Source organism: Sphingopyxis sp. PAMC25046 (genome assembly GCF_004795895.1).
Classification (GTDB): domain Bacteria; phylum Pseudomonadota; class Alphaproteobacteria; order Sphingomonadales; family Sphingomonadaceae; genus Sphingopyxis.
Genome location: NZ_CP039250.1, coordinates 3,391,681 through 3,402,674, shown reverse-complemented (window position 1 = coordinate 3,402,674; position 10,994 = coordinate 3,391,681). Strand labels below are relative to the sequence as shown.

At 64.5% G+C, this 10,994-nt stretch carries 8 protein-coding genes; 7 read left to right on the top strand and 1 reads right to left on the bottom strand.

Going from position 1 to position 10,994, the window contains the following annotated elements; all coding sequences use genetic code 11:
- Positions 1 to 371: 371 nt before the first annotated feature.
- On the top strand, positions 372 to 1,724 hold the full coding sequence (locus E5675_RS16080) for an MFS transporter (protein WP_136175417.1): 1,353 nt from the start codon (positions 372 to 374) through the stop codon (positions 1,722 to 1,724).
- Here the strand turns inward: E5675_RS16080 and E5675_RS16075 are convergent, their stop codons facing one another.
- On the bottom strand, positions 1,725 to 2,831 hold the full coding sequence (locus E5675_RS16075; protein WP_136175416.1) for a LacI family DNA-binding transcriptional regulator: 1,107 nt from the start codon (positions 2,829 to 2,831) through the stop codon (positions 1,725 to 1,727).
- A 243-nt stretch (positions 2,832 to 3,074) separates the two neighbouring features.
- Between E5675_RS16075 and E5675_RS16070 the strand changes: the two genes are divergently transcribed.
- The 6 genes from E5675_RS16070 to E5675_RS16045 all read left to right on the top strand — a co-directional run bounded on the left by E5675_RS16070 (position 3,075) and on the right by E5675_RS16045 (position 10,940).
- Positions 3,075 to 4,469, top strand: a complete 1,395-nt coding sequence (locus tag E5675_RS16070; RefSeq protein ID WP_136175415.1) for an FAD-dependent oxidoreductase — start codon at positions 3,075 to 3,077, stop codon at positions 4,467 to 4,469.
- A gap of 30 nt (positions 4,470 to 4,499) precedes the next feature.
- Positions 4,500 to 5,966 (top strand): mannitol dehydrogenase family protein, encoded by a 1,467-nt coding sequence (locus E5675_RS16065; protein ID WP_136175414.1) that lies wholly within the window; start codon positions 4,500 to 4,502, stop codon positions 5,964 to 5,966.
- Positions 5,967 to 5,985: 19 nt separating this feature from the next.
- A complete protein-coding gene (locus tag E5675_RS16060) occupies positions 5,986 to 7,545 on the top strand; it encodes an alkaline phosphatase D family protein (protein ID WP_136175413.1) in 1,560 nt (519 codons plus the stop codon).
- 52 nt (positions 7,546 to 7,597) lie between these two features.
- Positions 7,598 to 8,497, top strand: a complete 900-nt coding sequence (locus tag E5675_RS16055) for an ROK family protein (protein WP_136175412.1) — start codon at positions 7,598 to 7,600, stop codon at positions 8,495 to 8,497.
- Between the two features lie 177 nt (positions 8,498 to 8,674).
- Entirely contained in the window at positions 8,675 to 10,162 is a 1,488-nt protein-coding gene (locus E5675_RS16050) for a carboxylesterase family protein (RefSeq protein ID WP_136175411.1), read from the top strand.
- Between the two features lie 4 nt (positions 10,163 to 10,166).
- A complete protein-coding gene (locus E5675_RS16045; RefSeq protein WP_136175410.1) occupies positions 10,167 to 10,940 on the top strand; it encodes an SDR family oxidoreductase in 774 nt (257 codons plus the stop codon).
- Positions 10,941 to 10,994: the final 54 nt, after the last annotated feature.

The following is a 10,994-nucleotide window of genomic DNA, read 5'->3' as shown; positions in this document are numbered from 1 at the left end:
GATAACGATAATGTTTGATGAAGGAGGTCGGGGCGTTTGATTCGTGACACGCATGCTATCTCGCTGAGGCCGCCCGCCGGCGTGCCGGCCGCTGTTCGACCCAATGGCCGTCGCGGCGGCGCGCGCCCACCGCGCGGAGGCCGGGTGCGACGCGTGGGCGCGGTGGCTGCCGTCAAATCGCGAGGCATGAGCTTCCATGCGCCGGCATCGGCGCGCCGACCGCGCGAACAGCGTGGGATGCTCCCCAAGGCCGGGCGGACGCGCGGCGCGTCCCGCTCCGGCAGCGAAAGACCCTCAATCCAGCCCGATATCGTCGGGATCGCGACCGCGTTCGTTGCCAGAATGCTCGATCTGAACGATGGGATTGCAACATGCGCCTTACCCGAGGCCGGCGCTCCGGCCCGTCACCCTCAATCGATTGGACCCGTCCGTTGACCCAAGCCCCGACCGCGCCCGCCGACCCCGCACCGGTAAAGAAAATGCCCCGAAAGGCATGGCTCATCATCGGCCTTGCGATGGCGCTGCTGGTCCTCAACTATTTCGATCGGCAGACGCTGGCCATCCTCAAGCCGGTCATGAAGACGCAACTTGCCTTCGACGACGAAGCCTATTCGTTGCTGACCTTCGCGTTCATGCTGCCCTACATCGTCATGTATGTCGTGAGCGGGCGGCTGATCGACCGGGTCGGCACACGGGTGTGCATGACGGTGTTCGCGATCGGCTGGTCCGTTGCGAACATCGCCTCGGGTCTGTCCCATAGCTTCGGGCATCTAGCGGCGTCCCGGGTGTTGATGGGTGCCGCAGAGCCGGGCGCATTTCCGGTCGTTCAGCGCGCCATCCTGAACTGGGTTCCCGTCGAACGCCGCGCTCTCGCGATCAGTATCGCGACGCCGGCCGGAAATATCGGCGCCATCCTCGCCCCGCCTTTGATCGCTTTGATGGCGACGGGCCTCAATTGGCGCATGGCGTTCGTGATACCGGGGGTGGTCGGGATCGTCGTCGCGATCATGTGGTGGTTCACGGACACCAAGAACGACTCGTCCGCGCAGCCAGTGCCGAACGTTCCGTCGCCATTGCCCGAAGCCGTCGACGACAAGGCTCCATCGGTCAAGGAACTGCTCGGGGACAAGAGATTCCTGGCGATCGTGGCGGCGCGCATGATCAGCGACCCGGTCTGGTATTTCTATCTTTTCTGGAGCGCGGGCTATCTCCAGGAGCGCGCCGGGCTGTCATTGGCCGAATTGGGCTTCGTCGGCGGCATCCCCTATATCGTCGCGGTGGTGGTCTGCATCATGCTTGGCCGCCTGGTCGACCGCTATACGGAGCGTGGGCATGATCCCATCCGTGTTCAGCTTCGCGTCTTCGCCCTCAGTGCCGCGCTGATGCCGCTGGGCGCCCTCATCACCATGGCGTCGAGCGCGTTCGTCGCCGTTGCCATCATCACCGTCGTCGTCGCGGTCTGTCAGGCCTGGTTCGTCGGATACAACGTCCTTCTTGCGGGCCTGTTTCCGGTCAAGATCAACGCATCCGCGGTGGGAATACTTGGCGCGGTCGGCGCCAGTACCTCCCTCGTCCTCAACCTGCTGGCCGGATCGCTTCTCGCCCAGTTCGACTATATCGCGCTGTTCGCGGGGCTGGCGATCCTGCACCCGGTCTCTGCGGTGATCCTGTTCCTGGTGATCGGACGGAGCCGAACAAGGCGTGCGGCCGCGACCGGTGCCTGATCAGCAGGTGGTCGATGCCCGGATCGCGAGCTCCGGAACGATGCGCTCGGTCACGATCTGCTTGTCGGCCGTGCCCTGAATATGGTCGAGAAGGCGGCGCGTGGCGCGGCGGGCGACTTCTTCGAAGGGGAGGAGTAGCGTGGAAAGCGGCGGCTCCATGAACCGTGTGAACGGAAGGTTTCCCCATCCCATCACCATCACGTCGTCGGGAATGCGAATGTTGCGCTCGCGTAGCGCACGGTACAGGCCGAGGGCATAATAGTCGTCGCCAACGACGAAGGCATCCGGGCGCCGGCCACGATCCAGTAAGTCGGCGGCGACGCGATAGGCATCGTCGGCATGCCACGACTGGGAAACGCGAAACGAGCGGGCAGGGGGAATGAGCGCGAGATTGTATCGAGGGTCGAATGTCAGCCCATGCTGCTCGAGCGAATGCCGGAATCCCTCGGTCCGAAGCCGGATGGTTGAAAAGGGCATGTCTTCATCGAGCAGCACGACGTCCTTCGCGCCCATGGCCAGCACGGCATCGGTCGTGAGCCGGATACCCGCGTCATTGTCGGTGGAATAGAAATCGACTCCCAGTTCGGGGAGTTCGCGGCTGACGAGGACCAGCGGAATGCCCGCCTTGATCACCGGCGTCCAGGCGGTCGAGCGTTCCTGCACCGGCGCCGCGATGAGGCCGTCCAACCCGGATCGCAGCGCCCGGTCAATGGCATCGCGCTCGCGTTCCGCCGATTCGTATGAAAGGAGCAGCAGGACGGTGTAGCCGGCATGTTGCGCCTGCAGCTCGACCTCGCTGACCAGATCCGAGAAAAAGGGGTTCGAAATATTGCTGACGATCACGCCAATCGTCTTGCGCGAGCCGAGGACGAGCGAGCGGGCATGGACATTGGGAACATAGCCGAGGCGTTCGGCCTCTGCCTTGATCAACGCGCGGGTCGTCGCGCTGACTCCCGGCCGGTCGTTCAACGCGCGCGATATCGTATTTGCCGTCAGCCCCACGGCCTTCGCGAGGTCCTGGAGTGTGGGCTGACGCCGCCCCCTGCTTGTTTCCACCATGCATGCACCTCCTTGAATGATAGTTCTAGCGCCCATAACGACGCGCAAAATAACATTATCGTTATCTCATTATTGCATTTTCAGCGATTTCTGCGATGCGCCTATGATCCGCAATGTTCTAATTATATTTCTATATATCATAGTGATAAAAGCAGAGTTGACTAGCAGGAGGGCATATGGCAGGAAAACATTATCGATATCTAATAGCTTTGCAGGGGCGATTCAGGCGGCAGCTTCAGTGCGGCCGGGCGCGCGCCCCATTCACCATCCAAACTGGCCAGTAGAAGAAGTATGTCCGCGATATTCAAGCAAAATGCGTCGATCAGCGTGCCGAGCAGCGAGGTGCCCGTCGGGGGCAGCTATGACGTCGTCGTCTGTGGCGGCGGCCCCGCTGGGCTAATCGCTGCCGTGGCGGCGGCCCGCAACGGCGCAAGGACGCTGCTGATCGAACGCTATGGATTCGTCGGCGGCATGTCGACGAGCGCGCTGGTAACGCCGATCAGCGAATTCCGTCATTTCGGTAAGCAGCATATTGGCGGAATTCCGTTTGAACTCCTCCAGAAAGCCGCCGAACTCGGCGGCGCAAACGTCTCGCTCGAGAGCGGTAATTTTCCCGTCAACGACGAGATACTGAAACTCGCCGCGCAGCGCCTTCTGCTCGAAAGCGGGGTGACCCTGCTCTATCATAGCTGGTTTTCGGACTGCGTCGTCGAGGGCGACCGCGTCACCCATGTCATCGTACAGAACAAGGCAGGCCGCGTCGCGTACGAGGCGGAGGCGTTCGTCGATTGTACCGGTGACGCCGATCTCGTGCGCGCGGCGGGTCTCCCGACCACGAAGGGCGACGTGCTGCAGCCGGCGACATTGTGGTTCCAGTTGGGCGGCGTCGATACCGACGCGCTCGACTATCTGTTCCGCGACGCCGTCGACGGAATGCTGCCGGTGTCCGAAACGATCCGCAACCGGCTGCTCGAACTCAACGAGGGGGGCGAGATTCCGATTTTCGGCGGCCCGTGGATCAACAAATTTTTCCATGACGGCATGGTGAGCATCAACGTGCTTCGCGAGGCGACCGACGCCAGCGATCCCGAATGGTTCACCAGAACCGAATGCAGTCTGCGCGAGAATCTCCAGCTCATCATCGAAATCCTGCGCCGCGAGTTCCCGGAATTTCGCGACTGCTGGCTGGCTAAATCGGGCATCCAGACGGGGGTGCGCGAATCCTATCACATCGTCGGCCTCTACGAGTTGCAACACGACGACATCCTGTTTCCCAAGGCCTTTCCCGACACGATCGCGAAGGGTGCGCACGTCATCGACATCCATGCGAGCGACAGCAACGATCAGAATGGCCTCGTCATCCCGCGGCAGGAATATAATGTTCCCTTCCGTTGCCTGGTGCCGCGCGGCAGCGTCAACCTCGTCACGGCGGGCCGCTGCCTGAGCGCAGACGGTCCCGGCTTCGGCTCGGTGCGCGTGATGGCGACCTGCATGGCAATGGGGCAGGGCGCGGGAACGGCCGCCGCACTGAGCGTCAAGCACGGGTACAGCATGTCAGCAATGAATTTCGAGCACTTGCGCGAAACGCTGATCGCGCAGGGTGCGGTGATCGATTTCGACAATGTCGTCGATCCGCAGGCCCCGATCGAACTGACTGTCTATCCCGCGGTCAGCGCCGCTCGGTGATCGTGGCACGGCTTCCCGGAAGAAGATGAGATGAGCGTCGCTCAGCCCCGATATGATCGCGGACGACTGACACCCGGAATCGTTCATATCGGTCTCGGCAATTTCCACCGGGCTCATATGGCGACCTATCTCGACGATTTGTTCGCGCTGGGCGAGGGTCACGACTGGGCGATCCTCGGCGCAGGCGTGCGCCCGGCCGATGCGCGGATGCGCGAGGCGCTCGAGGCGCAGGACTGGCTGTCGACAGTCATCGAGCTGGACTCTCAGGGCAAGCGCGCGCGCCGTGTCGGCGCCATGATCGGCTTCGTTGAGGTCGATCCTGCAAACGGCCCGTTGATCGAGGCGATGCGCTGGCCGGAGATCCGCATCGTCTCGCTCACCGTCACCGAGGGCGGCTATTTCATCGATCCCTCGACCGGGCGCTTCGATCCGGCGGCGCCGGAGATCGCCGCCGATGGCGCGGCGCCTGATCGCCCGGCGACCGCCTTTGGGGCGATCGTCGCGGCGCTCAGGGCCCGCCGCGATGCTGGTATCATGCCCTTTACGGTGCTGTCGTGCGACAATCTTCCCGGCAACGGCGATGTCGCGCGCGCCGCAGTAGTCGGACTGGCCCGCCTGTCCGATCCCGGTCTTGCCGACTGGATCGACACTCATGTCGCCTTTCCCAATGCCATGGTCGATCGCATCGCGCCGGCGACGGGCCCGCGTGAGCGCGCGATGGCGGCGGCGTTCGGCCTTGGCGACGATCCGGTACCGGTGACGTGTGAGCCGTTCCGGCAATGGGTGATCGAAGACAGTTTCTCGGCCGGTCGTCCCGCACTTGAAAAGGTCGGCGTGACCTTCAGCCCGCGTGTCCATGATTTCGAGACGATGAAGATCCGGATCCTCAATGGCGGCCACGCGATCATCGGCTATCCGGCGGAGCTTCTGGGGATCGAGCATGTCCAAGAAGCGATGGCCGACGCCATGATCGCAGCCTTCGTCGACAAGATCGAAACCGACGAGATCGTGCCGATCGTCGCGCCGGTGCCCGATCACGATCTGGACGATTATAAGCGCCTAGTCCTGCAGCGCTTCGCGAATCCCCAGATCGCCGACACCGCGCGCCGCCTCTGCTTCGACGGGTCGAACCGCCAGCCCAAATTCATCATCCCGTCGATCCGCGACAATATCGCCAGAGGCGCCATGCCGACGGGATTGCTCCTCGCCAGCGCCCTGTGGTGCCGCTATTGTGCGGGCACCGACGCCGAAGGTGAGGCGATCGCCCCGAACGATCCCGATTGGGACTTGCTGACGGCGACCGCCCGCGCGGCGAAGCAGGAGCCAGCAAGATGGATCGGAATGCGCGCGATCTATGGCGAGCTGGCGGGTGATCCCGCGCTCGTCGCCGCGTTCGCGGCGGCGCTGGACTGTGTCTGGAAAGAAGGGGTGCGCGGGGCCATGGCGCGCTACGTCGACGGCGCACCGATGGGAAACGCCGCCCTTCCTCCCCGATGATCAGATCGAGCTTGCCCCGATGACCGGACACCCGTTCAGCCGCCGCACCCTTCTTTCCGCCGGTGGACACGCCGCGCTGTTCGCCGCGCTGGCGCGCTCGCCGGCGCTCGCGGCGCCGAAATTCCTCGACGATCCGTTCGCGCTGGGCGTCGCCTCGGGCGACCCGCTGCCCGACGGCTTCGTCATCTGGACCCGTCTCGCGCCGAAACCGCTCGAACCCCATGGCGGCATGCTGGCCGAAGCCGTGCCGGTCGGCTGGGAGGTTGCCGAGGATGAGGCGTTTCGCCGGATCGTGCGGACCGGCACCGCGCTGGCGCGGCCCGAACTCGCGCATTCAGTTCATGTCGAGGTCGCGGGTCTTGGCAGCCATCGCCGCTACTGGTATCGCTTCGTCGCGGGCGGGATCCCCAGCGATACCGGCGCCGTCCGCACGGCGCCCGCCGCCGGAGCGGCGCCCAACCGGCTGAGGATCGCGGTCGCCGGCTGTCAGCACTACGAACGCGGGATCTTCACCGCATGGCGTCATATCAGCGAGGAAGCCGATCTCGACCTCGTCTATCATTACGGCGACTATATCTATGAAGGGAAGGCCGCGAACCCGCAGGCACCGGGCAAGGCGCCCCTCGTCCGTCCTCACAACAGCGACAAGATCTACAGCCTCGACGATTATCGGCAGCGCTATGCGCTCTACAAGGTCGATCCCGACCTGAAGGCCGCCCACGCGGCCGCGGCGTTCGTGTCGACCTTCGACGATCATGAAGTCGAGAATGACTGGGCGGGGGATCTTGATGCCGGCAGCACGCCCCGCGAAGTCTTTCTGCTCCGCCGCGCCGCCGCGATGCAAGCATGGTATGAGCATATGCCCGTGCGAAGGAGCCAGTTTCCGCACTGGGGATCGCCGCTGACGTATCGGCGGCTCGATTTCGGCCGGCTCCTCCGCCTTCACGTCCTCGACAAGCGTAGCTATCGCAGCATCCGCCTGTGCGAAAAGCCCGGCAACGGCAATTGCGTCGATTCGCGCGACACGCCGGACACGATGCTGGGCGCGGCGCAGGAACGCTGGCTGGGCGAAGGCCTGACCCCCGTTTTCGGCTGGAACCTGCTAGGCCTCGGCGGCCTCGTCATGCCCTTCGACCGGTCGGCGCAGAAGACGCCTTCGAACGGCTACGACAATTGGACGGGCTATCCCGGCGCGCGCGAGCGGCTGGTCGGGATGATCGGGGAACGCGGCAAGAACATTGTCATTACCGGAGGCGACAGCCACATGTTCTTCATCGGCAACCTCCCGTCACGCCCCGGAGACCTCGAAAGCCCGCCGGTCGCGCCCGAATTCCACGGAACCTCGGTCAGCTCGATCAGCACCAACGGACTTCCCATCGGTCCCGATCCGCGCGCGGCGACCAATCCGCATATTTCGATGATCCATGACCAGCGCGGCTATCTGTTGTTCGATGTCGAGTCCAAGATCTGGCAGGCCGATCTGCGCGTCGTCGATCAGGTGTTCACCCCCGGCGGCCGCATCAGCACGCTGGCGCGCTATGTCGTGGAGCCCGGCCGGCCCGAAGCGGTCCGGGCCTGATCGCCGCGCAGGGCGGATCGCATTTTTCCTCACCACTGGCTCGGAAGCTCCCATGACATATTCTCCATCCATCGCCGGGCTCGAACTGGGCGGCACCAAATGCGTCGCCATTCTGGGGACCGGGCCCGACGATGTTCGGGCCTGCGAAACCGTGCCCACCACCGATCCCGCGACGACGTTGGCGGCGCTCGAGAAGATACTCGACGGCTGGCGCTTCGATGCGCTTGGTATCGCCGCCTTCGGTCCGCTCGATCTCGATCCGCGCAGTCCGGATTATGGCTCCATCAGCGCGACGCCTAAGCCCGGTTGGAGCGGGACCGATCTCACGCGCCGGCTCGCCGCGCGCTACGGCGTGCCGCTGGCTATCCAGACCGACGTGGTCGGCGCTGCGCTTGCCGAACAACGCTGGGGCGCTGCACGAGGATTATCGAGCCATTGCTATATCACGGTCGGCACCGGCGTCGGCGTCGGGCTGATCTCGGCCGGCCGGCCGGTGCAGGGTGTGGCGCATGGCGAGGCGGGGCATATGCGCGTACGGCGCGCGCCCGGCGACGATTTCGCCGGCGCGTGCCCGTTCCACGGCGATTGCGTCGAGGGGCTGATCTCGGGCCCGGCGCTCGCCAGACGGTTCAGCCGACCGCCGCACGAACTTCCCGACGGGGGCGATGAATGGGATTTGTTTGTCCACGACATCGCCGGGCTGCTGCATAATCTGATCGTCACCGCAGCGCCCGAGCGGATATCGATCGGCGGCGGCGTGCTGGCCTCGCACGAACGGCTGTTTCCCAAGCTGCGCGCGGCACTCGCCACAAGTATCGCCGACTATGGGTCGCTCGCCCCTTATGCCGAGCAGCTCGACGACCGCCTTGGACCGCCTGGACTGGGGACGATGGCTGGTCCCTTGGGCGCCCTCGCGGTGGGACTCGACGCTTTGGATAAAGTGGGAGGATAAGCAGCGACCGCAAATGTCGGCTCAGGTTCCGATGACTTAGCGTCTGCTTTAGACCCGTCTCTGCTGAGATCTGCCATTCCGCCATCGGCCACTGCCAGCCTCTCAGCATATATCGCCTTCTGATCTGCACATGAAACTATCTGTGCGGCCCGGCGGCGCGGAGCTTATGGTGCAACGATGAACATCGAAGATGCATTGAGCGAAACGATCTCGATCGAAGGTGGGGATATCTGTGGACGTTACGACGGCTCGGTTCGTCGCTACCTTGGTATTCCATACGCTGCTCCCCCCGCCCGCTTCGAATTGCCGAAATCGCCTCCCTCGTGGACCGGGGTACGCGATATGGCGTGCCCCGGTCCCGCGGCGCCACACCGGATCAGACCCTTTCCGATGATCGATCCGTCGCCGCTCGTTGGCCATGGGAGCGACGGAAGCGACGGAGATTATCTCCGCCTCAATGTGTGGGCGCCGAAGGATACCAAGGTCGCGCCGGTGATGGTCTTCATCCACGGCGGCGGCTTTGTCGGTGGCTGCAAGGATGCGTCGGTCCACGACGGCAGTGCCTTTGCCGCGTCGGGCATCGTCTGCGTCGCGATCAACTATCGCATGGGGATCGACGGCTTTCTGCCCGTGCCGGGCGCCCCTACTAACCTTGGTCTCCGCGACATGCTCTTTGCGCTTGCATGGGTGCAGCGCAATATCGCGGCATTCGGTGGCGATCCGGCAAACGTCACCGTTTTCGGGGAGAGCGCCGGCGCGATGGCGATTGCCGACCTCGTGACCTCGCCGCTTGCCAAGGGCCTGTTTCGCCGCGCGATCATTCAAAGCGGTCATGGCGCCATGGTTCGCGAGATCGACGTCGCGCAGCGACTGGTAAAGAAGCTCGCGAAGATTCTGCGCGTGCGGTCCGACGCTGACGGCTTCCGCACCGTTTCGCACGCGGCGGCGATGGATGCGCTCGACAAGGTTGGAAAGCCTTGGGCGGTCGACTTGCGGGATGATGAGGGACGCGAGCCGGTGTACGGGATCAGCCGCTTCATTCCTGTCTTTGGAGACGATGTGCTGCCCGAAAAGCCGCTCGATGCGCTGCGCAAGGGCGCCGGACGCGACGTGGAAATTCTCATCGGAACCAACGCCGAGGAGATGAACCTCTATTTCGTGCCGACGGGCGTGCGCGATAAGATCGGCGGCCTCTTCGCGCGCTGGCTGCTCGGCCGTTCGCATCCGGAGGCGAAGGCCGTGCTCAAGGCCTATGGCTATCAGCAAAAGGGTGTACGCCCGGGTCAGGCGATGACCGATGCGATGAACGATCTCGTCTTTCGCTGGCCCGCGCGCCAATATGCCGAAGCGCACCAAGGCAAGACATGGATGTACGAGTTCGACTGGCGCTCGCCCGCGTGCGACGGCGAGCTTGGCGCGTGCCACGGGATCGAGATGCCGTTCGTGTTCAAAACACTAGCGAGCGTCACCGGGCCGCGGGGGCTTGCTGGGCTCGACCCGCCGCAGGCGCTCGCCGACGCGGTGCATGATTTGTGGGCGGGCTTCGCGCGAACCGGTACGATGCCCTGGCCCGAGTTCGGTGGCTACCGGATGGTCTATCAGGTGACGCGCGGCGAGGCGCTGCACGAGCCGGTGATGCCTGCGGCCGCCTTCGTACCGGAGTAACGCCATGTATCTCGACAAGCTGCGCCTCGACGGGCGCACCGCCTTCGTAACGGGCGGCGCGCAGGGTATCGGCCTCGCGACCGCGGAGGCGCTCGCCGAAGCGGGTGCGAAGGTGACGATTGCCGACAGGGATCCGGCGGCGCTCGACCGCGCGGTCGCTGACCTGTCCGCGAAGGGACATACCATCTTCGCCGCTGAACTCGACGTCACACACAGCGCGGCGGTCGGCGCCGCCGCCGATGCCATGTTGGCGCGCGAGGGCCGCATCGATATCCTGGTCAATAATGCCGGTATCGCGCGCAGCGAGACCGCGGCCGAGGATGTCGCCGACGAGCATTGGCTGAATGTCATCGACGTCAATCTCAACGGCAGCTTCTGGTGCGCGCGGGCATTCGGGCGGCATATGCTCGCGGCAGGGCAGGGAAGTATCGTCAACGTCGGGTCGATGTCGGGCTTCATCGTCAACCGGCCGCAGCCGCAAAGCTATTACAACGCATCCAAGGCCGCGGTGCATCAACTGACAAAGAGCCTCGCCGCCGAATGGGCGGGGCGTGGCGTACGGGTCAATGCGGTCGCGCCGACCTATATCGCGACGCCGCTCAACGCCTTTGCCGACAAACAGGGCGAGATGTACCGCCGCTGGGTCGACGGCACGCCACAGGCGCGGCTCGGTGAGCCCGAAGAGGTCGCGGCGGTGATCCTGTTCCTCGCGTCGGACATGGCGAGCCTGATGACGGGGAGCATCGTGCTGGCCGATGGCGGATATAGCTGCTGGTAAACGGCGCGGCCGGCGTCCACCCTAGTCGATGAACGGTCGGCGCGCCGCGCTCCC

Coding starts and splice junctions, on each gene's coding strand:
- E5675_RS16080 (WP_136175417.1), top strand. CDS start 372: ATGCGCCTTACCCGAGGCCGGCGCTCCGGCCCGTCACCCTCAATCGAT.
- E5675_RS16070 (WP_136175415.1), top strand. CDS start 3,075: ATGTCCGCGATATTCAAGCAAAATGCGTCGATCAGCGTGCCGAGCAGC.
- E5675_RS16065 (WP_136175414.1), top strand. CDS start 4,500: ATGAGCGTCGCTCAGCCCCGATATGATCGCGGACGACTGACACCCGGA.
- E5675_RS16060 (WP_136175413.1), top strand. CDS start 5,986: ATGACCGGACACCCGTTCAGCCGCCGCACCCTTCTTTCCGCCGGTGGA.
- E5675_RS16055 (WP_136175412.1), top strand. CDS start 7,598: ATGACATATTCTCCATCCATCGCCGGGCTCGAACTGGGCGGCACCAAA.
- E5675_RS16050 (WP_136175411.1), top strand. CDS start 8,675: ATGAACATCGAAGATGCATTGAGCGAAACGATCTCGATCGAAGGTGGG.
- E5675_RS16045 (WP_136175410.1), top strand. CDS start 10,167: ATGTATCTCGACAAGCTGCGCCTCGACGGGCGCACCGCCTTCGTAACG.